Annotated in this window: 26 protein-coding genes; 16 read left to right on the forward strand and 10 right to left on the reverse strand. The window is 40.3% G+C overall.

Features of this window, described 5'->3' with window-relative positions; genetic code table 11:
* Window positions 1-1,011, reverse strand: a complete 1,011-nt coding sequence (locus V7K85_RS03600; RefSeq protein ID WP_334811286.1) for an ROK family protein — start codon at window positions 1,009-1,011, stop codon at window positions 1-3.
* A 266-nt stretch (window positions 1,012-1,277) separates the two neighbouring features.
* Between V7K85_RS03600 and V7K85_RS03605 the strand changes: the two genes are divergently transcribed.
* A complete protein-coding gene (locus tag V7K85_RS03605) occupies window positions 1,278-1,499 on the forward strand; it encodes a hypothetical protein (protein ID WP_334811287.1) in 222 nt (73 codons plus the stop codon).
* Between the two features lie 17 nt (window positions 1,500-1,516).
* On the opposite strand, the gene V7K85_RS03610 is transcribed toward V7K85_RS03605, so the two are convergent.
* A complete protein-coding gene (locus tag V7K85_RS03610; RefSeq protein ID WP_334811420.1) occupies window positions 1,517-2,269 on the reverse strand; it encodes a Mut7-C RNAse domain-containing protein in 753 nt (250 codons plus the stop codon).
* 1,157 nt (window positions 2,270-3,426) lie between these two features.
* Between V7K85_RS03610 and V7K85_RS03615 the strand changes: the two genes are divergently transcribed.
* On the forward strand, window positions 3,427-4,404 hold the full coding sequence (locus V7K85_RS03615) for a sucrase ferredoxin (protein ID WP_334811288.1): 978 nt from the start codon (window positions 3,427-3,429) through the stop codon (window positions 4,402-4,404).
* Window positions 4,405-4,661: 257 nt separating this feature from the next.
* Here the strand turns inward: V7K85_RS03615 and V7K85_RS03620 are convergent, their stop codons facing one another.
* Window positions 4,662-6,251 carry a helix-turn-helix domain-containing protein gene (locus V7K85_RS03620; protein WP_334811421.1) on the reverse strand — a complete coding sequence of 530 codons (1,590 nt, stop codon included), beginning with the start codon at window positions 6,249-6,251 and terminating at the stop codon, window positions 4,662-4,664.
* A 1,088-nt stretch (window positions 6,252-7,339) separates the two neighbouring features.
* On the opposite strand from V7K85_RS03620, the gene fdxB reads away from it, so the two are divergent.
* The 7 genes from fdxB to V7K85_RS03655 all read left to right on the forward strand — a co-directional run bounded on the left by fdxB (window position 7,340) and on the right by V7K85_RS03655 (window position 13,910).
* On the forward strand, window positions 7,340-7,633 hold the full coding sequence (gene fdxB, locus V7K85_RS03625) for a ferredoxin III, nif-specific (RefSeq protein ID WP_334811422.1): 294 nt from the start codon (window positions 7,340-7,342) through the stop codon (window positions 7,631-7,633).
* A gap of 571 nt (window positions 7,634-8,204) precedes the next feature.
* Window positions 8,205-9,194 carry a cytochrome c oxidase subunit II gene (locus V7K85_RS03630; protein WP_334811289.1) on the forward strand — a complete coding sequence of 330 codons (990 nt, stop codon included), beginning with the start codon at window positions 8,205-8,207 and terminating at the stop codon, window positions 9,192-9,194.
* 70 nt (window positions 9,195-9,264) lie between these two features.
* Window positions 9,265-10,953: a cytochrome c oxidase subunit I gene (gene ctaD, locus V7K85_RS03635; RefSeq protein ID WP_334811290.1), complete on the forward strand. Its 1,689-nt coding sequence runs from the start codon at window positions 9,265-9,267 to the stop codon at window positions 10,951-10,953.
* Between the two features lie 363 nt (window positions 10,954-11,316).
* Window positions 11,317-11,916, forward strand: coding sequence for a cytochrome c oxidase subunit 3 (locus tag V7K85_RS03640; protein ID WP_334811423.1), 600 nt, complete (start codon window positions 11,317-11,319; stop codon window positions 11,914-11,916).
* Between the two features lie 72 nt (window positions 11,917-11,988).
* Window positions 11,989-12,474 (forward strand): hypothetical protein, encoded by a 486-nt coding sequence (locus tag V7K85_RS03645; RefSeq protein WP_334811291.1) that lies wholly within the window; start codon window positions 11,989-11,991, stop codon window positions 12,472-12,474.
* Window positions 12,475-12,683: 209 nt separating this feature from the next.
* A complete protein-coding gene (locus V7K85_RS03650; protein ID WP_334811293.1) occupies window positions 12,684-13,295 on the forward strand; it encodes a cupin in 612 nt (203 codons plus the stop codon).
* 96 nt (window positions 13,296-13,391) lie between these two features.
* A complete protein-coding gene (locus tag V7K85_RS03655) occupies window positions 13,392-13,910 on the forward strand; it encodes an ArsC/Spx/MgsR family protein (RefSeq protein WP_334811294.1) in 519 nt (172 codons plus the stop codon).
* A 501-nt stretch (window positions 13,911-14,411) separates the two neighbouring features.
* Here V7K85_RS03655 and cysK read toward each other — a convergent pair.
* A complete protein-coding gene (cysK, locus tag V7K85_RS03660; protein WP_334811295.1) occupies window positions 14,412-15,371 on the reverse strand; it encodes a cysteine synthase A in 960 nt (319 codons plus the stop codon).
* Window positions 15,372-16,494: 1,123 nt separating this feature from the next.
* Between cysK and V7K85_RS03665 the strand changes: the two genes are divergently transcribed.
* From V7K85_RS03665 to V7K85_RS03690, 6 genes are all read left to right on the forward strand, one after another.
* Window positions 16,495-16,917 carry a hypothetical protein gene (locus V7K85_RS03665; protein WP_334811296.1) on the forward strand — a complete coding sequence of 141 codons (423 nt, stop codon included), beginning with the start codon at window positions 16,495-16,497 and terminating at the stop codon, window positions 16,915-16,917.
* Window positions 16,918-16,956: 39 nt separating this feature from the next.
* Window positions 16,957-17,268: a hypothetical protein gene (locus V7K85_RS03670; protein ID WP_334811297.1), complete on the forward strand. Its 312-nt coding sequence runs from the start codon at window positions 16,957-16,959 to the stop codon at window positions 17,266-17,268.
* A 2-nt stretch (window positions 17,269-17,270) separates the two neighbouring features.
* The gene (locus V7K85_RS03675; protein WP_334811298.1) at window positions 17,271-17,582 is read left to right on the forward strand and encodes a hypothetical protein; all 312 of its coding nucleotides are present in this window, start codon (window positions 17,271-17,273) and stop codon (window positions 17,580-17,582) included.
* A 599-nt stretch (window positions 17,583-18,181) separates the two neighbouring features.
* Window positions 18,182-18,544: a hypothetical protein gene (locus V7K85_RS03680; protein ID WP_334811299.1), complete on the forward strand. Its 363-nt coding sequence runs from the start codon at window positions 18,182-18,184 to the stop codon at window positions 18,542-18,544.
* A 17-nt stretch (window positions 18,545-18,561) separates the two neighbouring features.
* Window positions 18,562-19,569, forward strand: a complete 1,008-nt coding sequence (locus tag V7K85_RS03685) for an LLM class flavin-dependent oxidoreductase (RefSeq protein WP_334811300.1) — start codon at window positions 18,562-18,564, stop codon at window positions 19,567-19,569.
* A complete protein-coding gene (locus tag V7K85_RS03690) occupies window positions 19,559-19,933 on the forward strand; it encodes a hypothetical protein (RefSeq protein ID WP_334811301.1) in 375 nt (124 codons plus the stop codon). Before V7K85_RS03685 ends, V7K85_RS03690 begins: the two co-directional genes overlap by 11 nt.
* A 369-nt stretch (window positions 19,934-20,302) precedes the next feature.
* Here the strand turns inward: V7K85_RS03690 and V7K85_RS03695 are convergent, their stop codons facing one another.
* Entirely contained in the window at window positions 20,303-21,376 is a 1,074-nt protein-coding gene (locus tag V7K85_RS03695) for an acyltransferase family protein (protein WP_334811302.1), read from the reverse strand.
* 610 nt (window positions 21,377-21,986) lie between these two features.
* Here V7K85_RS03695 and V7K85_RS03700 point away from each other — a divergent pair.
* Window positions 21,987-22,121: a hypothetical protein gene (locus tag V7K85_RS03700; RefSeq protein ID WP_334811303.1), complete on the forward strand. Its 135-nt coding sequence runs from the start codon at window positions 21,987-21,989 to the stop codon at window positions 22,119-22,121.
* On the opposite strand, the gene hypB is transcribed toward V7K85_RS03700, so the two are convergent.
* From hypB to V7K85_RS03725, 5 genes are all read right to left on the reverse strand, one after another.
* Window positions 22,118-22,969 (reverse strand): hydrogenase nickel incorporation protein HypB, encoded by an 852-nt coding sequence (hypB, locus tag V7K85_RS03705; protein ID WP_334811304.1) that lies wholly within the window; start codon window positions 22,967-22,969, stop codon window positions 22,118-22,120. The two genes, V7K85_RS03700 and hypB, sit on opposite strands and share 4 nt — an antisense overlap.
* Window positions 22,960-23,301 carry a hydrogenase maturation nickel metallochaperone HypA gene (gene hypA / locus V7K85_RS03710; protein WP_334811305.1) on the reverse strand — a complete coding sequence of 114 codons (342 nt, stop codon included), beginning with the start codon at window positions 23,299-23,301 and terminating at the stop codon, window positions 22,960-22,962. Before hypA ends, hypB begins: the two co-directional genes overlap by 10 nt.
* 12 nt (window positions 23,302-23,313) lie before the next feature.
* Window positions 23,314-24,417: a hydrogenase expression/formation protein HypE gene (gene hypE / locus V7K85_RS03715; RefSeq protein WP_334811306.1), complete on the reverse strand. Its 1,104-nt coding sequence runs from the start codon at window positions 24,415-24,417 to the stop codon at window positions 23,314-23,316.
* A gap of 24 nt (window positions 24,418-24,441) precedes the next feature.
* The gene (hypD, locus tag V7K85_RS03720; RefSeq protein WP_334811307.1) at window positions 24,442-25,620 is read right to left on the reverse strand and encodes a hydrogenase formation protein HypD; all 1,179 of its coding nucleotides are present in this window, start codon (window positions 25,618-25,620) and stop codon (window positions 24,442-24,444) included.
* A gap of 139 nt (window positions 25,621-25,759) precedes the next feature.
* On the reverse strand, window positions 25,760-26,020 hold the full coding sequence (locus V7K85_RS03725; protein WP_334811308.1) for a HypC/HybG/HupF family hydrogenase formation chaperone: 261 nt from the start codon (window positions 26,018-26,020) through the stop codon (window positions 25,760-25,762).
* Between the last annotated feature and the right edge of the window lie 46 nt (window positions 26,021-26,066).

A 26,066-nucleotide genomic window follows, 5' to 3' on the forward strand; every position in this document is an offset into this window, starting at 1 on the left:
TCACTCATTTACAAATTCAGGATTTGCGATCAAAGCGATCGCCACAGCCCCCCACAAAGGCGCATCATCACCCAGCACCGCCGAGACAATTTCAAAATCAACCTCCGGCAAAGCTGTCTCCCGCGCCACCTGACGCATCACCTGCCAAAAATCCTCACTCGCCTTCGTCACACCGCCTCCCAACACAAAGCGCTGCGGATTCATTAAGTTCGCCACATTGCCAATACCCACACCCAGCGCCCAAGCAGCCTTGTGCAATACTTCCTTCGCCAAATCATCCCCAGCAGCCGCCGCTTCAGCTACCAACTGCCCCGTTAACAACGTTAAATCATCCCCCACCAAACCCCTCAATACCTCTCCATCTCTGAGTCCTCCGCGCCTCTGCGGTACCCTGCGGGAAGCCGCTGATGCGTCTACGTTTTCCAAAATTTCCTTAACATTTTGCGCCATATAAGGTCCCGAAGCCAAACGTTCCACACATCCCTGCTTACCACACAAACATACTGGCCCAGCAGGATCTACAACCATGTGTCCAATTTCACCAGCCATTCCACCAGCACCCCGCCAAAGCTTACCGTTGAGTATCCAACCACCACCCACGCCAGTGCTGACAGTAATATAAAACAGACTATCGTATCCCTGACCGGTACCAAAACGATGTTCTCCCAAAGCAGCAACGTTAGCATCGTTATCTACACCAACAGGAACACCAAACTCATCCTCCAACAACCCTTTAAGAGGAATATTTTCCCATCCGGCGACATGATGAGATAGTCGCACAGTCCCCGTGGAAGCGTCAACTGGCCCGCCAAAGCTGACACCGATCGCAGCAGGTTTTGTGTCTTGCAGCAGAGAGTAAATGAGCGATCGCATAATTTCTAAGTCAGTACTAGCATTTGCATTCGCCAGCGAGAGACGACGTTCATAACGCAACCACTTTCTCGAACCAATATTTACCAATGCTGCCGCTAGCTTAGTTCCACCAAAATCGAGAGCTAAAATTAATGTCATAGTTTTTTATACCTTTTTTGAATTATTACAATAAGTCGCTAGGCATGAATAAACCTAACTTATGTAACAGAATATAAATCTCTCCAAATCCTTGTAATTGCTGGACTCCGGTTTACTCCGTACCCGACGGGAAGGCTTACGCCAACGCAATGACGTAGTTATAAATTTTTGCGCCCACCTACTTACGTGGTTTCTTTCTCAAGAAAGATGTTTGCAAGCACAATAAATTTAACACTAAAGGAAACAGCATAATAATTTAGTAAATCATGACTCCCGATCAACCCAATCCACTCATCGATTTATCTCACGCCAAAGAACCTCCTCGCTCTATTGATATCGATAAAGCTCATGAGGCAGATCCCATTGAACCAGAAGAAGTTAGTGGACAGCGTAAGCAAAACCCGACTCTTAATGATTTGAATCACGAAGATGAAGATCCAAGAATCGGGGGTAGTCAAATAATTAGTGGCAATATTTCAGGCGGTTGAATATTGCGATTAGTAACTTACTCACCTTTTTGTGAGTTGAGTACTGCATCAATAAACTGTTGCAATCGTTCATAATGCGAACCTTTCCAATAAATGCGATCGCAGTCTTGGCAACGCTGGAATTCATCAATCTGCGATCGCACATTTTCTGGCAGTTGGTTCATAATGGATTGCTTATCTACAGGTTCTAATAATCCATTGCAACGTAAACACAGTTTAAATGGTGAGATTAATTTAAACAAGTCGAAGCGTTGAAGTACTTCTATAATTTGTTGTTGAGGGTTAGTGTTTCTAACGTAATACCCATACGTTACCAAACTACGCATCAATAAACCTTTATCACGAGTCAAAATAATTCGCGCTTGGCTGTGGGATATTTGGGCTAATTTCTCATCCTCATAGTCATTACGGTATAAAGTATCAAAACCTAAAAGTCGTAGAGATGTCGCTAGCTTGCCCAAATGAATATCTAAAACAAAGCGGATAATACTGAGCGGTTTTGGCAGAACAGAAATGCTTGGTATAATAACACTCCTAGCTGAAATTGGATAAACATTGATCTTATCTCCATCCGCAACAATGTAAGAAAAATTTACATATTCACCATTAACTTCTATAAAATCAACTTCTGGATGAGGGACACCCAACGACTCAATCATGTCCTTAATTGAGGCTTTCTCCTCAAAAAAATGGGAGATTCTCACCTCCTTGTGATGCCGTGGTAAAAAATGATTCAATTCTGCATGAAAGTAGAAATATGCGATCGCCATAGCTACAGATATTTGGATTAATAGGGTTGTACACCTGTGCGTCCCTACTGACAACAATTTGTCACAATTGCAAAATCTTATCTATTATATTTGAAAGTATCAATGCTTGTTATAGTCAGCTATCTCCATTATAAAATGCCCGTTAACCTTGATTTAACTAACTTCTTGGAGGCGACAAATTGTAAATAACTTATAAAGATTATCAAATACTTGCATTTCTTATTGACTTCGGCTACAGTCAAAGCAGACGCATATAATCAAACCCTGACATAAGCTTCAGGAAGTTAGATTAGGTAAAAAGGTAAATACTAGGTTTGTTAATGTTGATATCAGTGACGCTGCTAATAATTAGTCACTAGTTTTGAGCATTAACTTTTCGCGCATGAACTAGGGGGCATTAAAGCATTTACCCCTAATTTAATTGTCAATTATTTTAGAAAAAATAATTGACAATTGTTATCAATACGTATATGTGAATAAATACATTAAAAGCAGATAGTGTGAAAAAAGTTTTAAAACAGTATTGCCTTACCAAAAAGTTATATGTTAAGCAGATTTTTTCGCATCTATCTTTAGAAAGATATTCCTTACAAGGCCAGCACAAAATTCTCTGTTTATGTGTAAGAACAGGATCTGTAACTAATAATGTAAATAATTTCAGGAAAACTTTAAATAAGTATGTTGTTGCTAGTAATATTTTTAATTGTAATATCAACTACATCGATATTGTAAGCAAGTTGATCGCCTGTTACTCTCCAAGCGATGTCTGACGACAAGCTGCTTCTCTACGAGACGCTCCGCGAATGCATCTACGCAGGAGATTGAATATATTTGATTTTGAGAAAAAAAATAAGTTTAGAAAAGTCGGTTTCAGCAAGTGAGAATTTATAAAATACCAGATAACAATAAAATTAGATACAAAATTAACGCCGCTCCTCCGGAAAAATATCTCTTGACACTGTTTATCTCTATTGTGGAGAATTTATTAACCAGAAAGATGTTGATCAGAAATGATGTTATAAAGTGGTTACCTAGTTTGAACTGGGAAATACATATTGTTCTTTTTTATCTCCTTGAGTGAAGGATATTGTAGCTAAGAACACAATTGTAGTTTGTAATACCTTTTGTCCATAAAATATGCTAATGAGTATAGCTAGATGAATACTTTTTTTTGTTCTGATTCTTCACGGCAAGCAGGAGAAGATGTAATTGGTAGCGCCACCAATTACCAAGCCTATATTTTAGTTGAGTGTCCTCAACCTTGGATATCAGAAGTATTTAATTCCAAATGGGTACCCGAAAACTTGAGGATTTTAGTAGAGAAAGTGAAGCGTGCTAAACTACCGATTAGATTCCTCTTAATTGCTAATGATTTATCACACAAAGTCAACCATACTACACTTTTGATTTATCAAAAAAAAGAGGGGTTAAGTAATGGATACTGCAAGCAAGAGTTTAAACTAGCAAATATTGAGCAAGTAGCAGCAGTTATCCAAAAATGGTTATGGGGTATCAGTTATGATTCTGAGGTAGAAACTAGTGTAACTAGAGATATCTTAGTGTGTACCCACGGTAGCTATGATAAATGTTGTGCTAGATATGGCGCTCCTTTTTACTTTTATGCAACAGCGACTATTGCTGATTTGTGCTTGGATAATGTGCGAATTTGGAAATCATCCCACTTTGGTGGACATCGGTTTGCACCAACAGTCATAGACTTCCCAGAAGGAAGATACTACGGTGTTCTCGATCAACATTCATTTGGATCGATTTTGACCAGGACTGGCGATATTCAATGCTTAAATAAAGTCTATCGAGGCTGGGGAGTTCTGCCTGCTGCACTTCAGATTTTGGAAAGAGAACTAATCCTCAAGAACGGATGGGATTGGTTTAACTACAAAGTTGCAGGCAAAATTTTGGAGCAAAGTTTAGACAATAATACTATTTTAGCTGAACTAAGTTTTGAACAACCTTGTGGTTCTCTCTACACTTATCAGGCTAAACTTGTGAAAGATGAAACCAAGACTCAACAACTAAAGAGTTCATGCAATGCCACACAAGAGTCGGTAGTTACTAAATATGCTGTAGGTAGTCTCTGGCTTACCTCTAGTAAGGTGATGACTTATAGTACGTAAAAACCTGGGGTATGCATCTACCAGTAATCTACAGCAGGAGGCAGTGCATTGGGCGGGTTCCCCAACTTAAAGCACCTGCCGTTCAGGAGTAAAATAGGCAGACTTGATATCTGCTTTGGGACTAAGTTTTGTACCTCACTAAGTTAAAAACGGCTGTAAATGGTAACTCCATATTCATAATTTTTTTGAATTTTGAATTATAGCAAAACGATGTAATGGGATAACTCCTCACCTAAATTCTAAATACCGAATCGAGATTAAGGCATATTTAAAACTTTCCGTAAGAGTACTTGGTCTTCTAACTTGGCTTTTAAACGACCATTTTCGATATCTCGAATCCAGCTTTGACTTTTACCTGTGAGCTTTGCCAACTCCCTTTGGGAGAGATTCAAATTTTTTCGCGCCTGCAAAATCTGTTCACCCAGCAAATCGCTTGTAGTTTTGGGCTTCCTTTTGGCTTTAGCAGTTCTTGTTTTCTTTTTTTCTGATTCTGAGATTTGCTGTTCCCATTCTGGTGGGAGTTCAAAAGCCAAAATCCGTGCATTCATTAGCAGATTCCATTTACCACGGGGGCCTGTGTCTGTGAGGCGAGTTTCAGCACCACCGTCATTAGTCCAAAATTCCAATGCTTCATCTGGATCTTCGGGAATATCAACTAACTTCGCCCACAAAGGTTGAATTTCTGGTGGGTAGGTAACTGGGTCAAAAAGCGGTTTCATTCCATAGTGATTGAGAATTTCCAAATCGCTTTCAAAAGTTCGCAGCAGACGTTTGCGTTCTTCCCGTTGTCTGGATGCAAGGGCGACTTTTTCTTCACCGTAAGCAATCCGCAGCAAGGTAGGAATGGTGATGCGTTGTTCCTTGCCCATTTTGGTTTTAAACAGCAACCACAGCATTAGTCGGACTGCGCCTTCATGTTGCTGCCAAATGCTCATGACTGTAGTTAGTAGGGTTTTGGGGAGACTGCCGTATTGATAGAATGCGGTTCGCTCTTTACATGCTTGTTTGTTTAAGAAATATTGTGCCCAAATACCTGCTTTTACTTTAAAAGTTAGCCCAATAAGATATTTGCATCCAAGATTGTCTTCTTGAAAGTGGTGCTGAATGTCCACCAAGTGCCATAAGCGGCTGCCTGTAACAGAGAATCCGTTAATTCGACCTTGTTGAGGCCAATCAATGGAGATAATTAGGGAGCAAGCTTGCTGAACGATATTTTTCATTAAAGCCAGCTTGGCAGCTTTGCTCAAGTCTTTGCGTTTCTCCATCCCCAAATATTTCTCAATTTGTCGTTCATCGATCGCAAATTCTTGCTCCCAAGGTTGCTCTAAGGCTGTGGCATAAGCCGCAAAAATTAGATGTATGCAAGTGGCTCTGATGTCAAGCCCCTCAATTGCTCCTAAATCTGTGGCCTTGTCGCTAACTTTGAATGGATCTTGGATGTGAAAAGCGATCGCACCTCGACCTTGGTTGACTTGTCGGCTGTAACACAAGTAACCCTCCTCATCATTTTCCCAATGTAGGGATGTTCGCTGTGCTAGTACATTACAAGCTTCCCAGATGGCGATCGCTGAAGCAAATGGGTTATTCTTGCCGTTAGAAAACAAGTCTAAGCTGGTAGCATCTCTCGGTTCAACTTTGCATCTCCCCTTTTTCGCCTGCCAGCGAATGGGAGAATTAGTTGGACAAGCTATTACACATTGCGGTTCTGAATAATAGCCCTCACAATTATTACAAAGACCAGGATCAACCCAGTATTCATTGTTCTCTATTTTGATTGCACCCGTAGGACATTGGGGGCGGCAGTTGTCACATCCAACGCAACTGTTGTTAGGAATTGTATAAGGCATATGGCTCTTTTCCCACTCTAATCGTTGAGATGTCTGGCTCAGGTCTCCCCTGGATGAGTCCTGTTTATTCATGACTCGCTACCACATTATTTTTCTGGCGAGAATAATCTTTTCTCACCACACTCACTCCCCACATCCATATTTTTACTTTGCATCCAATTGGAAGCTATTTAAGGCTTTCAAACCGAGCCTAATAAAACTTCTTTATTAACTATACATTTCATAAACAAAATGATTAATTTGTTCGTACTGAGCTTAGAAAAAAATCTTAACATTTATTTAATTCGGTACTTAATGAACATTTTAGCTTTGACTATAAAACCTTAATCAAGGTATTCTTAGGAAATATTTAAGCCTATTGTAATTGGAGAATATCTGATTTGTTAATAATTTTAATATTTAATACGCACTAATATTCTGCCATAAAAATTACAGTTGATTAATAAAATAATTTGGTTTATTTATGTACAAACAATAATATTTATTTTGTCAATATTGATTTAAATAGTTTAATCAAACTTAAATGGGGAATTGTTGCTTTTAAAATACATATTTGATATATCAAAATGTAACTAATGGACATCGATTTTTGTATAGATGTATACTGCTCATCTAGATTTGTTTGCTGAAATCTAAAAATATTTGAAAAATAATGTCATCACTCTTATAGATATAGTTACATTTGCTGTAAATAATAGTTAAATCGGTGGTTATAAACCGTATCTACACGAGCCTTTATTCACCTGCGTGAGTTTAAAACCCTCAATTTTTCCCACTCTTGTTCTTATGCTCTGCATGGAAATGGCTGATTAGGGGCTGCTGCTTCCAGTCAGACATTGAGTGAGAGACTCAATGAATGCGTTCCTATGCTCCGCATGGGAACGAGGAAAACTTAAACATTCATAATTATTATTGGTAATAATTTTCATCTATAACTTTAAATAAGAAATAATTTTGTATTATGTTCAAAGTCAGCGAATTTTGATGAGCTAAAAGTAATTTTTGAATAGCAAACAAATAGAATCTTAGGATAATATGATGATTAAGGTCCAAACAGATTGATAGGCAAAATTGCCGAGGATTTCTTCATGGCACAACTCACTGGTTTGACATTTGGCGGTAAGACTTGGACACCAAAATTTGCTCACGAAATTGACAAAGACAAATGTATCGGCTGTGGCAGATGCGTTAAAGTATGCGGGTACAATGTGCTAGGTTTAAAAGCACTCAATGAAGAAGGCGAATTTGTAGAAGATGAAGATGATGAAGAAGTTGAACGGAAAGTAATGGCAGTTACTTCTCCAGATAACTGTATTGGTTGTGAAGCGTGTTCACGGATTTGCCCTAAGAACTGCTACACCCATGTTGAATTAAATAATTAAGGTTTTTGGAGTTAGTCAAAATTGTTGTTCATTCAATGAGGCACTGTTTGTATAAAGCGCAAATGTGCTAGGCAAGGTAACTTGAGGGGAATACTCAATATTTACTGGAGCTAGATAAAAAGTTCATAGTAAACAAATCCGTAAATTGCAAATTGTGAGCTATTAACAAATTTAAACTTGCTGCTAATATAGCCTAATCAATATTAGGTCTTACAGTGCCCTCTTGGAACAACTAGCTTTTCTGGGAGCAGGGGGCTACCTTTTTCATAGGAGTTGAAATATAATTTGTAAGTTTTTGGGGGAAAGATATGAAAAAAATCTGGAAGTTTCCCCCATTTTTATGGCTGCACGTTAGAAAGTTAATAAGTGAAAAGAAAAAAACGCTGCCCTGTGAAAATGTAAAACCTAGTAGTTACAAACAGGGAATGGTGAGCCAACGCGCAGAAGAGGGGGTTTCCCCCATGAGCGACTGGTGAACCCGAAGGGGGAATAAGGAATGGATAACAATGCCCAGTGCCCAAAACCCAGAAAAACACACCTTTAAAGACGGTTTACAGAGCAGGTAGCATGTATGCAACAAGTTCCTGTTTCACTATGGACTCTGGTTGCTGGAATAGTAGTTACAGCAATCAGCATTTGGATTGGTCAAAACCACACTCTAATGCCGGTGCAAGCTTCGCTTCAAGCGCCTTTGGTAGACGGTTTTTTCAACGTCATGTTTACCATCGCGATCGCACTCTTCTTGGTGGTAGAAGGAACAATTGTAGTTTTTTTGATTCAGTTTCGTCGCCGTCCGGGTGACGATACCGATGGCGTGCCAATAGAAGGTAACTTGCCCTTAGAAGTCTTTTGGACAGCAATTCCAACAGTGATTGTCCTCCTCTTGGGCATCTACAGTGTAGATGTTTTTAACCGAATGGGAGGCTTTGATCCTGCGGGTCATCCTCATTCAGCAGCTCATGTTGCTCAGATGCCAGGAACCGCTCTTGCTGCTACATTAAGCGATACTTCCCAAGCAACAACTGCCCCGTCAATTGCCCCAACAATTGGCATCGGCGCGTCTCCTCAAACCCTAGACAAACCAGCCGACTTAGTTGTTGATGTCAAAGGGATGCAGTACGCCTGGTTATTTAACTACCCTGATAGTGGCATTACCTCTGGGGAATTGCACATTCCCGTCGGTGCTGATGTGCAACTCAACCTTTCAGCACAAGATGTAATTCACTCATTTTGGGTGCCAAACTTCCGCCTGAAACAAGATGCGCTTCCTGGTATACCTACCGAACTACGATTTGTTGCCACCAAACCAGGTACATATCCCGTAGTTTGTGCTGAGTTGTGTGGTGGTTATCACGGTTCAATGCGGACACAGGTAATTGTCCATACACCGGAAGAATATAATAGCTGGCGGACAGAAAACCAGATTGCTCAACAGCAAAACCTAAATCAAGTCGTAGCACTTAATCCAGCCGACTTATCAACATCAGAGTTTCTCGCACCCCACACTCATGATATGGGAATTAGTGCAGCAACTCTAGAGTCAGTAGTCATTGGTCATTAGTCAAGAGTCAAGAGTCACATTTAATTACTTTGGACGTTTGACCCTGGACTTTGCATAGTGGTAAAAAAATATGACGCAGGTAGAATTTCCACGGAATACTCCACCAGAAGAAAATAAACCGAAAATGGTGGTTGGCCACACCTTCCACCCGAAGGCGTGGAAATGGCAAGACTATTTTACATTTAATGTTGACCACAAGGTTATTGGTATCCAATACCTAGTAACGGCGTTCATGTTCTATCTGATCGGCGGGCTGATGGCGATCGCTCTGCGGGTCGAATTAGCAACACCAGAATCAGACGTACTCGACCCCAATCTGTATAACGCTTTTATGACCAATCACGGGACGATTATGATCTTCCTGTGGATTGTCCCTAGCGCCATTGGGGGATTTGGTAACTTTTTGGTGCCGTTGATGGTTGGTGCTAGGGATATGGCTTTCCCGAAGCTGAATGCGATCGCCTTTTGGTTAAATCCACCAGCAGGGGCGCTGATATTAGGTAGTTTCATCTTTGGCGGTTCGCAATCTGGTTGGACAGCTTATCCACCCTTGAGCTTGGTGACAGCACCAATCGCTCAAACTATGTGGATACTTGCGATCGTTTTGGTAGGAACTTCCTCAATTTTGGGTTCGCTGAACTTTGTGATCACCATTTTATTGATGAAGGTTCCTAGCATGAAATGGGATCAAGTGCCCTTGTTTTGCTGGGCAATCTTGGCAACCTCCCTGCTGGCACTTCTCTCCACACCTGTATTAGCAGCCGGTTTAATTCTGCTGTTGTTTGACCTCAACTTTGGTACTTCCTTCTTTAAACCAGATGCAGGCGGTAACGTTGTAATTTATCAACACTTATTCTGGTTTTATTCTCACCCGGCAGTATATTTAATGATTCTGCCCATCTTCGGCATCATGTCGGAGGTAATTCCAGTTCACTCCCGCAAGCCAATCTTTGGTTATAAAGCGATCGCTTATTCTAGTGTAGCAATCTGCGCTGTCGGTCTGTTCGTCTGGGTACACCACATGTTTACCAGCGGCACACCTGGTTGGATGCGGATGTTCTTCACCATCTCCACCCTCATAGTTGCAGTTCCCACTGGCGTTAAAATTTTTGCCTGGGTTGCTACTCTTTGGGGTGGTAAAATCCGCTTCACCAGCGCGATGCTTTTCGCTATTGGCTTGTTGTCCATGTTTGTCATGGGCGGCTTAAGTGGTGTGACGATGGGAACTGCCCCTTTTGATATTCACATCCACGACACATATTATGTAGTAGGACATTTCCACTACGTTCTGTTTGGCGGTTCCGTGTTTGGCATCTACGCCGGTATTTATCACTGGTTCCCCAAAATGACCGGACGAATGCTGAATGAAACTTGGGGACGGATTCACTTTGCCCTCACTTTCATCGGCACTAATCTCACCTTTTTACCCATGCACGAGTTGGGTTTGAAAGGAATGCCGCGACGAGTGGCAATGTATGACCCCCAATTTATCGACCTCAATAAAATTTGTACCTATGGTTCAATTGTTTTGGGGATATCGGTAATTCCCTTTGCCATCAATATTATCTATAGTTGGCTGAAGGGGCCCTTGGCTGGTGATAATCCTTGGCAAGCTTTGACCTTAGAATGGACAACTAGCTCGCCACCTGCAATTGAAAACTGGGAAGTGTTGCCGGTTGTTACTCATGGGCCTTATGACTACGGTCATGGTCACAGTACTGAAATACAGCCATCTGCAACGCCGGAAGCTACTGCTTAGTTAGTAGATTGAGTACTGCGATCGCTCTCAAGGTGACTGCAACTTCTAGTCATTTGATTTGAGAACTCGAAACTCCAAGCTTGGAACTCGGAACTTTGAGCTTAGAACTCGGAACTCCGAGCTTGGAACTCGGAACTCCGAGCTTGGAACTCGAAACTCCGAGCTTGGAACTCGGAACTCCGAGCTTGGAACTTAAAACTTGAGCATCATTACTTGAAACTCGGAATTTTGAGAATTCCTGAACAAGTGAAGAGTTCGGTTAAATAAGGATTTTGGATGAGGAATGAAAATTTGCCGCTTCACACTTCATTCTTTATTCAAGCTTCCACAACAGACACAGTGGATAATATTGTCAATAAATCTATGACTATAGCTACAACGACGAGCGAAGATCACAGTGCAGGACACGAAGAACATCCAGATTTAAGAGTTTGGGGACTGTTGACGTTCCTCGCCTCTGAATCCCTGATGTTTGGGGGATTTTTTGCCACTTATTTGTTTTTCCGAGGTACTACAGCGGTTTGGCCTCCAGAAGGAAGTGAAGTAGAATTACTTGTACCGACGATTAACACCATTATTCTGGTGTCCAGTAGTTTCGTTATTCACTTCGGTGATACGGCGATTAAAAAGAATAATCTCAAGGGAATGCAACTGTGGTACACAATTACTGCAATCATGGGTGCAATTTTCTTGGGTGGTCAGGTTTATGAGTACTCAACTTTAGGATACGGGCTGACTACCAACGTCTTCGCCAACTGCTTTTATATCATGACTGGGTTCCACGGTTTGCACGTTTTTGTGGGACTGTTATTGATATTACGTGTATTGTGGCGATCGCGTCGTTCTGGTGAGTATTCTGCAACCAATCATACTTTCATCGAAATGACAGAAATTTACTGGCACTTCGTAGACATTATCTGGATTGTTCTGTTTACCCTAGTGTACGTTCTGACTTTGTTTTAACAAAAGTGAGGAGTTAGAAGTTAAGAATTTCTAACTCCTCACTTCTCACTCCTAACTCTTAAAGAGATTATTATGCAACTTGATGCAAACAAATTCTCATGGTTTCAGGTTCCAGAGGATATCAAAAATTTATTAATTTTAGCTGCACAAAACTGGGACAATACATCAGAATCGGAAAAATATATTCACCAAGCTTTAGCCAAAACTGGTGAAAATACAGATGTCTTGGTAGCAGCATATAGATTTTTCTATTATAAAAATAATTATTCTCTTGCTTTGCAAACAACAGTCAAATTATTAGATAAAATTAAAGAAATAGAAAAATTGCCTGATGACTGGGAGCAACTTAAGCAGATATTAGTCAATCGTAAAGAAGACCCACAGATTCGATTGTACTTAAATGCTTACGCCGCTTCTGGATTAGTACTAGCAAATTTAGGAGAAATTGAGCAAGCAAAAGAAATTAGCACCAAAGTCAAAGAAATAGACGAAAAGAATGATTTTGGAGCCGGAATTCTCCTGGATATTTTGACACGTCCAGTAGAAGAAGATGATTAATTAGTCAACAATCAACAATCAAGGTGAACAATCATGAATAATTGGTTATCTACTACATCGTATTCCTCTAACTCCCTTTGGGGAGCCAGTAACGATATGAACTCTATCATTCCTCGTATTAACATACCTGGTAAACTTGATGTAGGCACTCTTCCTAATGTCTCTCCGCTCATTGTCTTCCAATCTTATCGGCTATCATTTTAAAAGTTATGAAAGGTAAGGATTGGCTGCTAACGGGGGACGGTCAGTATCAAGCCTGTAAATCTGTGAGAGCATGGGATTTATTGAGAGAAAATTACCGCCTTTATCGGTTTTTAAGTGAGGTGGAAGATGTTCTCAATAGCGTTGATGATGAAGCCAGTCGTCTACCAGAACTTCAGATGCTCGTAAGGCGCTTGATAGTAAATTCTTACTGGGTGCAAAGTCAATATTTAGAGCCTTCGCCCAAAACGGGAACCTCTGTTTCACTCCTATACGATGAATTGGGTTTTCCGTTGACAGTGCAAACAGTAACATTTGCACCGGGAACCCGATCAACCATTCATAATCATGGGACATGGGGAATAGTGGCGGTGTTAAAAGGTCAAGAAAAAAATACTTTTTGGCGACGCACCCATAGCCCAGAATTTCAGGACAAAATTGAACCTACGGGAGAGGTAACTCTATTTCCAGGGGATATTATCAGCTTCGTTCCCGATGCAATTCACAGTGTAGAAGCAGTGGGTGATGAACCAACTGTGACTTTTAATGTTTACGGCGAAACTGATCCGAAAGAGAGATTTGAGTTTGACTCAGTTAGCGATAAGGCTAGGAATTTTTAATTAGGAATCGTCAGGATTAATTTCATCGGTTCGTAGTTGGCGCTTTAGCGAAGACAGCGCCAACTACAAATAATTGAGTAATTAGGAGGTAGTTAAATGGCAAGAGTAATTTTCTATAGCAAACCAGGCTGTCAAGGTGGTACTAAGCAAAAAGTTTTGCTAACAGCTGCCGGTCATGAGGTGGTAGCATACAACCTGCTAACAGAACCTTGGACAGTTGAGCGGTTGCGTTCATTTTTTGGCGATCGCCCCGTAGCCGAATGGTTTAATCCTTCCTCCCCAAAGATAAAATCTGGTGAGGTGGTTCCTGAAAAAATTGATGCAGAAACCGCTTTGCAGTTGATGTTGAGAGAGCCACTGTTAATTCGCCGTCCTTTGTTAGAAATAGACAATCGCCGCGAGGTAGGATTCGATGTACAAAAGATTGATGCTTGGATTGGCTTAAAGCCAGCGGACGAATCCTTGCAAGAAATGAGCGAAAAGCTGATGAAGCAAGATTTGCAAAACTGCTCCCACGCTCCCGCTCCTAGTCATGAGCAGCATAATCAGCAAGGTGGCTGTAATCACGGTCACGGTTCTCAACAACACCAAAAGCAAGGTAGTTGCAACCATTAGTAGAAGATTTTTGCAGTAGACCTCTTGTAAAAGTCCCTAACATCCCACCCCCAACCCCTAAGAGCAAGCTGTTAGGCGTTGGGGGTGGGTTTTTATTTTTGATTTATGCAAGAGATCTAATCTAAAATCTAAAATTTAAAATCCAAAATTGCTTGACCTGCTCGAAAAATTGATCAAGATTGTCATCGAAAATTCACTGTTTTGCACCTCAGAACTCGGCGAGGGAGCGGAGTTTAAAATCCTCGTTCCAGTTCGCCAGGAAGTCAGCAATAACGTTGCTGTTGGTGTCTAGAGGCTGAACGGGTGCGATGGCGTACCCGCCCACCGTAGGTGATCGCTACGACAAAAGCTGGAATGCTTGGAGTATGGCTTAACCTTCGCAGATACCTGCGCTATTAGCTTTGCTAACAAGCGCAGGTATCTGGGCGTTAGATCAGCAGGAGATAGAAACAGACAGGTGAGGATCATGACTCTACTGTCTGGCTTCTCTTCCTTGTCTGTTTAACGGACGCTAGCAGTTTCTAAGGACAAATCCTGAAACATGGGTGTGCTGAGGTAACGTTCGCCAAAGGAAGGCTGAATCATCACGATTAAACGTCCGGCATTTTCTTTTCGTTTACCTACTTGAATTGCGGCACACAAAGCTGCACCAGAGGATATCCCAGACAATAAGCCTTCTTCTTTTGCTAAACGGCGTCCATAGGCGATCGCTTGTTCATCGCTAACTCTAATTACTTCATCAACCAATTCTAGACGGAGAACTTCTGGGATAAATCCGGCACCAATACCTTGAATTTTATGGGGCCCGGCTTCACCACCAGAAAGGACTGGGCTGTTGCTGGGTTCAATTGCGATCGCCTGAAAAGTCTGCTTGCGCTGTTTGAGTACTTCTGCAATACCAGTAATCGTTCCACCAGTACCTACCCCAGCAATGACGATATCCACTTCCCCGTCTGTATCTGCCCAAATTTCTTCTGCGGTGGTTTCCTGGTGAACTTTGGGATTGGCAGGGTTGCGGAACTGTTGCAGCATAAAAGCATTGGGAGTATTAGCCACAATTTGTTCGGCTTTGCCAATAGCTCCCCGCATTCCCTCAGCGCCTGGTGTCAACTCCAAAGACGCGCCATAAGCTCTGAGCATAGCCCGTCGTTCTTGGCTCATTGTCTCTGGCATTGTTAAAATCAAACGGTAGCCACGCGCTGCTGCCACCATCGCTAGAGCAATTCCTGTATTACCTGAGGTAGGCTCTACTAAAATGGTTTTTCCAGGGGAAATTGAGCCAGCTGCTTCTGCTGAGAGTACCATACTTAACCCAATGCGGTCTTTCACCGAAGCTGCTGGGTTCATGCCTTCTAATTTGACAACTATCCTTGCTACTACTCCCTCAGCTTGAGGAATCTTGTTCAGTTGAACTAAAGGAGTTCGTCCGATAAGTTCTGTTACGTCTTGAGCAATCCGCATTATTTAACTCCTAAAATCCTAAATCTTAGTACAGAGTATTTACTTATAACAATAAGCTTTTGTATATTGATTTTGTAGTTTAGCGTCGATGAGTGCATATACTATATATTCTAACTAAACAACAAAATATGAAAGTTTAGGAAGAACTTTATATTATATGTTCCCATTGATTCTCACTTCAGCAGATGTCTAGCTTGCCATACTTGTATTTTACCATTTAAAATTGCTGACTATTGCTTCTTGGGCTAAAATTCAATTTCTAGAATTCTGTATATATGCATAAATTTTTACCATTCTTCTATTTGTTATGGAAATACAATTTACTTTCAAAACATTTAATTGTTTTTCCTAATTTCTTAGTCTATCTTTATCAAGAGACATTGATATTTTATTTTGAGTGCAATTTTTGTCTGCCTAAAATTGCATCAAAAACAGTCCTTAAGCATTGCCTACATTGCTTTGAGGTTGAGTGCAAAAACACCAGAACCCCACATCGAAAATACTAGAACCCCGTTCCAAAAACACTAGTACCCATACCCCAATAAATTTTTGTAAGACTTATCAGGTGGTAATTACAGGCTTTGAGTACTATTCTAATGAATTTAATAATCTTAACGGGGCAGGGGTAAACTGTTTTATGGAGAGCGGCTGATATAAATCGTATAGGATTTACGCAGAGATTCCCCTCTACCCCCCAACATTCCTGAGTGAAAACTTAGTGAACTAGGGGGGACTTCTTAATCTCTTTTCTGAGAGTAGGATGAAACCACATTCTTGGAATCTGAGTGCGTTATTTCGGACTGATTAATCCTAGATTTTGTAAAAATTTAGGGAAGTTTCCGGTGGTCAGTGGTCAGTGGTAAGCTGTTCCATAAAAACCAAAGCATATATTGAGCGCTCGTGTTGCCCACCTCACAAGAAATGTACAATTTCAGATTAGGCAAACTAGATGTGGTTTAGCTTAATTAGAAAAATCACTGACAATTAACGATTTGGAAAATTACCGATTACAGATATTTTAATATCAAAACTGTTTGAGAGGTATAAATATATAGCTACTTTAGATAAACAGCAAAGGATATTTTCTTACTGGGTGCATACTACCTAGCAAGGGAGAGCCAAGATGAAAGCCAAACTTTTAAATGTTCTCACAGTTTGCGTAGTTACCTTAGCAGTCCTTTCTCCAGAACTAGTAGTATTTTGCATAATTTGGGAGCGACATCTGGAGTTAGAAAAATCCCAGAAATTAGCCTGTGAAGTTAACAAAACTAGTACAAATGCTCCCGCCTTGGCTCCCCAGATAGAAGGTACACATTCCTCTCAGACTAGCATCCAATCCTCTGACCGTAATGTGATTCATCAAATGCTGACTGTTGCTGAACAATATAAATTTGCCACTATCCTGCAATGGTTCTTCTTATTAACCCCTATTTGTATTGGGTTAGGGATTCTCTTTTACGACAGATATCTTGTTCATCGTGCAGCTGTTTTAAAAGAACAAGTTGAAATGTTGGAAAGACTGTGGCAGCAAAGTATCGAACAGTAGCCAATTCGCAATTTACTCACTCAAATCAACAAAAATACCATGACAGAACAACGCGAACAACTGTATTTTAATCTGATTGATGAGTTACTTAAATGCCCTAATGGTCAGGAACCAGAGATTTTAGAATCTAAGCCAGAATTGATTGATTCTGGCTTAGTAGGAACAATGTTACAAGTAGCAACTATGTTTGCCCATGAAGGCAATCAAGATGGTGCCCAATTTTTATTTTTTGTGGCGCGTGAGCTAGCTAAAGAACTAGGTTTATACCCGGAAGTTCCCAATACTGAAGTTCCCAATCCTGAAGTTGCAAATCCCGAAATTGCAAATCCCGAAATTGCAAATAAGGAGTAAAAATGCTGTTGACTTCAACGGATGCGGGACAAATAGCTTTAGAACTGCTGATGGCAGATTGGAATATTTCCGAAGAGAACAGAGAGTGGTTCACAATCTTTAACTCTCGTCTGATTGGCGAGAGTTGGTACACTGTCGAACTAGGTGTAGAAGGATTTCCAGATAGGTGGTTTCTTCAAGTATATGACAATGGAGTATGTGATCCAAACTATACATTTATATCACCAGTCCGTGGTTCGGAAGGATTTACGGACTTCATAAATGTACCAGATATCGTAGCAGAGGTCTTAGTTTGTGAACGCAATGCTCGATAATAACAATTAAAAATTCAAAATTTAGAATTCAACATTGAAATGTGCTAATTAAATGCATGTCATTTGAATTCATAATTTTCGATATCAGACTATTTGGGAGCATCTCATCGACTTTTAGATTTTAGATTTTGGACTAATGCAAAATAAGATTCAAAATCCAAAATCTAAAATACTTGCATTAAATGACAAGTCCACTTCGGCTACGCTCAGTGCATCGCCTGACTTTAGACATGGGGTCAATCTAAAATCTAAAATCGTTCGACTGAGTTTAGCCTGAGCGTAGCCGAAGGGCAAAATCCAAAATTGCTTGACCTTGGCAAATATACCTGACGATTATAAATCGCAGTTGAGCAATATTTCATTAGACATCTCTAGAAAAGAATGTAGAGACGCAAAATTTCGCGTCTCTACAAGGGGTTGAGTGAACGCATAATTAATTTTCCCAGATGTCTATTCAGTAGAAAGATGCTTTACACAAATCTGAGGTGATACCAAATAAGGCACACCTCTTTTTTTTGTACTATTTAACATTTTATTTAAGTCTTTTCGGGTATTTTGTCATATTTAATTGATAAATTTATGTTATATTAAATAGCGTGATGGACGCTACAGAAATGTCAGTTCCAATGATTGCTGAAGATATCTTAGCCAAAGAATTCACAAGAGTCGTCAACCATTACTACCCGCAAGTTGGGGAATTGCTGGATGGGTGTTATGTGAAAGTCATCACCTGTTTTTGGGGACGACCTGCCAGACGTTTGCAATATATAGGGATTTATTGCTCTGACGAAATGATTTCCTGCGTGCAAGCTCAAAAAGAAATACTCAGAGAAGTAGCAGACAACATGGGTCTAGTGCAAGTAGTCTGCATAAATGGCAAGCGATTGTTGCGCGACCCGATGTCGAAGCTTAAACAAAACAACCCACACCTATGGTTGGAGTTGCAGTGGGTTGCAAACTAAAATAGTCAACGCAAGTAATGAAAACTGGAATTTTCTGCAATTACGATAATTATCACCAAGATGCTCGTCGTGCCATATTTGAGCAAGTCGCGCTGGTAAAACAGGCAGAAAGCTTAGGTTTTGAGGAAGCCTGGGTGAGTGAGCACCATTTTAGTGAATCTAATCTCAGCCCGTCCATGTTGGTGTTAATGGCACATTTGGCGGGACTGACTTCAACTATCCAATTAGGCACTGCGGCGGTGTTACTGCCATTCCATAACCCGATTAGGGTAGCGGAAGATATTGCCACTTTGGATAACCTGTGCAATGGACGATTATTATTTGGAGTTGCTAAAGGCGGCCCCTTTCCCCAACAAAACAAGCATTTTGCGACACTACCAAGTGAATCGCGTCCCAAGATGCTAGAGGCGATCGCATTGATTCAGAAGCTGTTATATGAAACTGATGTATCATTTAATGGGCAATATTATCAATGCGATCGCCTGACAATTTACCCAAAACCATTGCAGAGTCAAATACCAGTGTATGTTGCCACTGGTGGGGATGACGGTATCAAGTTGGCTGCTAAACATTCCTTCAGTTTGATGGGTGGGCCGCCATTTTCCCTAGAGAGATTGAAGGATACTGTTGCCAAATATCGAGCCTTAAATTCTAGTGGTGCGGAAAACTTCCTGCTGGCACGCTTTTTTTATGTTGGCAAAACATCTGATGAGGCAGTGAGTGAAGCGTTACCTTTCATCCGCCAATTTAGCCAGAAAATGAAAGCTAATTCGGCTCAATTATTGCAGAATAGTGCCAATCCCAACCAAAAACCATTTGATCGCACAAACATTTGTTTCGATGAAGATTATTTAATTGAGAACTCAATTATCGGTGATGTGGAGACTTGTCGAGACAAAATCAAGAAATTTCAGGACGAATTAAATTTAGGTACCCTAGCACTCAAACCCACGTCTTCGGATATGCAAAAAAACCTGGAGAGTTTGACGCGCTACAACCAAGAGGTGCGAAATTATGTCTTCTAAACTATACCTGCTTCCTCCCGATGATTTACCTCCAACTGAGGTAACGAAACAGGACGGAATGTTGCAGATGGAACTAGAACAGTCTACTGGCAGATGCTTTTATCAAGCCTGCGATCGCATTACGCGAGTTTTGTTGTCTAATTGTCAGTGGTATCTCACAACAAATATCACCACTCTAACATTAATTATTGACTGCCCTGACATATTATCTTACTGGCATATAGTCAGCAATATTCCGCAGTTGGGTAATAGGTTAGAGCGGTTTGCTACAAATGCCAAAATCCGCGTTTATCCGCCATTTGGCAAAGGGATGCCGTTTGAAATCAGCGTAAATGAAATATCAGCTTATCGAGATTGGCTTTGAAGTAAATAGGCACAAACTGGGAATCACGCAAAATATAGCTTATTCATCCTTATCGCTGTCTTCCACCCTGTACTCCTAAAGTACAGGGTGTTGCAATTTTTATCAAAGCCACCTCTCAAAATACCAGTTTTATGGAATAGAATTCACTCCCAGAGGCTCACGAATTTCGCTGACTGGTACATCCTAAAGTTAATCCCATTTTTGTGCGATAAACTTGCCTGGAGTATGAGAACCCATCTTATAGCCATGAGATATTTCTGTGATTAAAGCTTTAAACTTAGTTAGTTCATAAAGGCTAATTTTTACCATGCCAAAACTTAAAAGTATGACGCTGATTGGAATTGGAGTCTGAGCTAAAAAAAAGCTTGCCTACGTGCCTTTTGCTTCCACGCAACCGCTGTCATAAGCTTTTTGAATCCAATGGCCAATCAGGAAAACTAATGGGATACTAACTATAGATAAAATGATAAATCTCTGTGACCCTGAAAATTCCTGAGAAATTACCCAATTCCAGGCAGAACCTTTAGTCAGTACTGTCAAAATAGGGCGATGAAATAAATATGCTGAATATGAGGCTAGACTCATTGCATATAAAATAGGAGCGAATTTCTGAAAATGCTGAAAACGATTTTTACTAATTAGTAGGATATTTAAAGTAATAAAAAAGAAGCTGATTTGGCTCAGTGTTAATACCGGAAATGAGATGTAATTGGGTAATCTAAAAAGCAAAGATGTATTAACAGAGATAAAAAATAAACCTAATTCAGTAATTGCAAATATAAGGACTATGGGCGATGAGTATCGTTTAATTTCTCCTCTATAGGCATGCCAAGCCATATTCATTCCTAGAAAAAATTGAATGCCAAAACTCATAAAAGATTCACGCACATAGAAACTCTCGTGATCGAGTATTAACCCTAAACTATAGAGTAATACAGATGCAATGCCCAAAAAAAATAATCCTCTCTTCTGACACATGATTTTATAAGCTAATGGAAAAACCAAGTAGCATTGTACAATTAGCCCAATAAACCATAAGCTTCCTGGATTGTGAGAATAATCTTTGTAGAATGTGTGGACAAGAAAAATATGAGTGAAAAAATTTGATGGCGAGATTAAATTTACAATTAATAAGTAAGTAAATAAAGCTAAATAATAAAGTGGAACTATCCTCAAAAAACGCTTGTAAAAAAAAGGTAACAGTTGGAAATTAGTCACGTTGCGAACTAACCTACTGTAGGTCAAACCGAACCCCGACAAGATAATGAAACCAGAAACTCCTGTAGCTCCAGATGTAGCCCAAAAAAACTGCCAAAAGTGATCATATTTTATTCCTAAATACTCGGATAAGTGACAGAACACCACGCAGAGGAGCATGATAACTTTTAACCCATCAATATATTCTAAACGAGTAGATATTTGTCCAGGAGCATTGTGACTCATTCTGTCTCCTCTTTGATTTGTGTTTCAGCCTCATCAACTTTGATCTTGTGATATAGCAATCCGCAGTTAGTTGTAAGCTTCTGTTGATTTCTCAGATCTTATATCCGTAGTATATTGAAGTTCTGTAGGAAAAGTAGAAATTCATTAAGTGTTTACCGTGAGATAAACCGTTTAGCAAATACGATCTCAGTATAGCGGCATTTCTCACAAGTTCCGCGATCGCTTATCGTTCCAAGCGTATTGACTTATAGAAACAGCAGTAATTATCCGCCTTTTAAAGCCCCAGCGATCGCCTATTTTACCCTTTTTACTTAATACACTTTTTGTTTATTTTGTCAATGGGTAAGTTCTGTATTCCAGATTTCTAAAATTGGATTTGGTATTAGTGACTTCAGTGGTTTCAGCTACAATGATGCTACTGGTGCTATTCTAAAGAACTCAATTTGCCACTCTTGAGAATAAGCCTGCTAATTTTGCGGTTAGTTTGGACATTCAGCTTGTCTAAAATTTTGGAAAAATTAGTCTGACAAGTTCATAATTTCAAGCCCACAAACTTACACCCAGAAATTATTTTTCACTTCTGGGTGTAAGTTTTTACCCAATTTTTCCATTGTTGAGTCAAGTAGTGCGGAAGTTTGAAACGACACAGATTCGTGAAATCATTGAAGGCTCATATCCCATTATTTTACTAATTATGATAGTTTCTCATGACAGTGGGATATGGGGCGATCGCTTTAGCAGTTAGACAGGAAACAGTATTAATAAGTCTGCGACCTTTTCAGATAGCCATTTATACCAATTCTCCAACCCAGCACCAGTAGTTGCGGAAACTTGAAAAATCTGAATTTGAGGATTTACTTGTTTAGCATATTCTATGCACTTTTGAACATCAAATTGTACGTAAGGCAGCAAATCAATTTTAGTGAGAATCATGATGTCACTAGCACGGAACATATGCGGGTATTTTATCGGCTTATCTTCTCCCTCCGTGACCGAGAGAATCACGACTTTTGCATTTTCTCCTAAATCAAATAAGGCTGGACAAACCAAATTTCCCACATTTTCAATCATCACAACTGAGTTCAGCGGCGGATTCAGTTGTTGTAAACCCCTATTTATCATTGATGCATCTAAATGACAGCCTGTTCCGGTGTTTATTTGGATGACTTTAGAGCCTGTTTCTTTAATTTTTTTGGCATCATTAGCCGTTTCTTGATCGCCTTCAATCACACTGATAGATAATTGATGCTTTAAGTTATTAATGGTTCGTGTTAAAAGAGTTGTTTTCCCAGCACCGGGAGAACTCATTAAATTTAGAGCGAGAATATTTCGACCTTTAAACCATCCCCGATTTTGGGCTGCTATCAAATTATTTTTTACCAAAATATCCTCTTCTAAGGATATCGTTGTGTTGTGTATTTTGGCATGAATTTGAGATGCTTCTATATGAGTGTCGTGATTGTGAGAATGATTGATGACAGTACCATCTGGTAAAGTGTGAGTATGATGATGATGATTATGTTCAGCTTCACCTGTTTCCAGATTGGTAATTTTGGTTTCCCCATCATCAGAACAACCGCAAGCTACACACATAATTCCTCTATTTCTATTTCTTTAATTTTCAGTTCTTCACCAGTAATTAAATCTAATTGCACGCTACCGCAGTTACAGATACCAAATGGTTTATCTAAATAAATTTCTGTACCGCATTGGCGACATCGCCCTAAGCCAGGGATTTCCAAAATTTCTAATGTCGCCCCTGCTAAAACTGTGCCTTGAGTGCAAATATCAAAACAAAATCGGATAGCGTCGGGCATAATGGCTGAAAGTTTACCAATTTCTAATAAAACTCGTTGCACTTTTGCGCCTTTGGCGTGTTCAGCTACAATTGCTACAATATTTTGGGTAATTCCAAGTTCGTGCATACTATCAAAAGATTAACAAATTCGTGGCAATTGGTCGCCTACCAACATATCAATAATTCTTTCAGCACCAAAAACTGTTTTTAACAATACGATACCTGGGGGTGAAGAAATAACTTCGCCAATAATACAAGCATCTTTTGCGGCTGGGTGTAATTTCATAGCGGATAAAATATTGTCAGCATTCTTTTTTGGTGCCACTACAACTAACTTACCTTCATTAGCTAAATACAATGGGTCTAAACCGAGAATTTCGCAAACTCCATTGACTTGTTCACGCACTGGAATAGATTCTTCATAGAGACGAATTCCCACATTTGAACTGAGGGCAAATTCATTTAAGACTGTAGCTAAACCGCCGCGTGTAGCATCTCGCATAGCATGAACTTGGGGACATGTATGGAGAATAGTTTCTACTAAACTATGCAATGGTTGACAGTCACTTTCAATATTAGTTTCTAAGGCTAATTCCCCACGGGCAATTAAAATTGCTGCTCCATGATTGCCTATTTCACCATTAATTATTACTGCATCTCCAGGTTTAATATTATTTGCAGAAATACTAACTCCTCGCGGGATGATACCAATACCAGCAGTATTAATAAAGAGTTTATCGGCAGCACCGCGATGTACAACTTTTGTGTCCCCAGTGACAATTTGAACACCAGCTTTTTTCGCGGCTGCTTTCATACTGGCTGCGACACGCCGCAAGGTTTCTACGGGCAGCCCTTCTTCTAAAATTACGCTACAAGTTAAATATAAAGGTTTAGCACCGCTGACAGCTAAATCATTAACTGTGCCGTTGATAGCTAATTCTCCTATATCACTACCGGGAAAAAATAACGGGTCTACAACATAAGAATCTGTAGTAAAAGCTAGTCTGTCTCCTTGTTGCATGAGACTGGCTAAATTCAAGCTAGCTTGGTCTTCTAATTGTGAGAGAATTGGATTATCAAAACTGCTGACGAAGATATCATCAATTAAATCACGCATGGCTTTCCCACCGCTGCCGTGTGCGAGAGTTATATGAGTATCTCGCACTTTACCTTGGTGACGGCGGACTTGTTCCATTTTTTGAAACAAGGAATTTTGTGCTTGGTTAGTTGAGGATAAATTCATTTTAGAATAAATTTTAAAGAGTATTTAAGAGAAGCCGCAGGCGGGGAGAGGTTCTTGAGTTATAGTTACCTTTGGTTTTTCAGCAATTGTTTTTTTAGCAATCGTAGAAAGTCGCCCATATTTGTAATAGGCTGCACAAGCACCTTCGGAAGATACCATGCAAGTACCAATGGGTGTTTCTGGTGTGCAAGCTGTACCGAATACTTTGCACTCCCAAGGCTTTAAGACTCCTTTGAGGATTTCTCCACATTTACAAGCTTTATGGTCAGCTACTTTGAGATTAGGAACGGTAAATTTAAGTTCGGCATCAAATTGGGCATATTCCGGTTGAATTTGTAATCCTGAATAGGGAATATCACCTAAGCCACGCCAATCAAAACTATCTCGCACGGCGAAAACTTTATTTATCGCTTGTAGTGCTACTGTATTCCCGCTTTTTTGGACAATTCGGTTATATTGATTTTCAACTTCACAACGATTTTTTACTAGCTGTTGCAATAGCATCCAAATTGATTGGAGAATATCTAAGGGTTCAAATCCTGAGACGACTATTGGCTTATTATATTGTTGGGAAATAAATTCATAAGGGTCAGTGCCAATTACCATGCTGACATGGCCAGGGCCAACAAATCCATCCAGTTGCAAATCAGGATTATCTAATAGTGCTTTGAGGGCGGGAATCACGAGGACGTGATTGCAAAACATACTAAAGTTATGAATTTTTTCGGCTGCGGCTTGCAAAATGGTGAAGGCGGTGCTGGGGGCTGTGGTTTCAAAGCCTAAGGCGAAGAAGACTACTTCTTTGTCGGGGTTATCTCTAGCAATTTGCAGGCTGTCTAGGGGAGAGTACACCATACGGATGTCTGCACCTTGTGCCCTAGCTTGCAGTAAAGTGGTATTGGAACCAGGAACTCGCATAGCGTCGCCAAAGGTGGCAAAGATGACGTTATGATTTTGGGAGATTGCGATCGCATCATCTAATCTCCCTTTTGGCATTACGCATACTGGACAACCAGGCCCATGAATTAGTTCAATGGCTTGGGGTAAAATTTCTTCGATACCATATTTAAATATAGAGTGGGTATGCCCGCCGCATACTTCCATAATTTTAATGGGTTTTTCTAGCTGCTGGCATAATTTGGCGATTTCGCAGCGTAAGGCTTCAGCTTTTTCAGGTTCGCGGAATTCGTCAACATATTTCATAAGGATTAGCGAATAGTAAGTTTTATGTCAATACAGCACAGTTAAGTATTTCTTTCTTCTCTCTGTGCCGCGCCAGTTGCTTCAAGTCGGGGAACCCGCCCAACGCACTGGCTTCTCTGCGCCTCTGCGGTTTGTTAAGTTAAGTACTAATCCCTGCTTGTGCTGCTGCTAATTCTTGCAAGAGTTGTAATGTTTCTGCGGCTTCTTGTTCGTTAATTCGATTCATGGCAAAGCCAACATGCACTAGCACCCAATCCCCAATACAGGCTTCGGGAGGATGTTGTTCATCTACGATACAAGCAATATTTACTTCGCGCTTAACACCAGCAATGTTAACGATGGCTAATTTATGGTTAACGTTGGTAATTTCTATAATTTGTCCGGGGATTCCTAAGCACATTTTTATTTTTTAAGAGAAACGAATTACTGAGGCGCAGAAAACGCAG

This window comes from Nostoc sp. (genome assembly GCF_036917615.1).
Lineage (GTDB): Bacteria > Cyanobacteriota > Cyanobacteriia > Cyanobacteriales > Nostocaceae > Nostoc.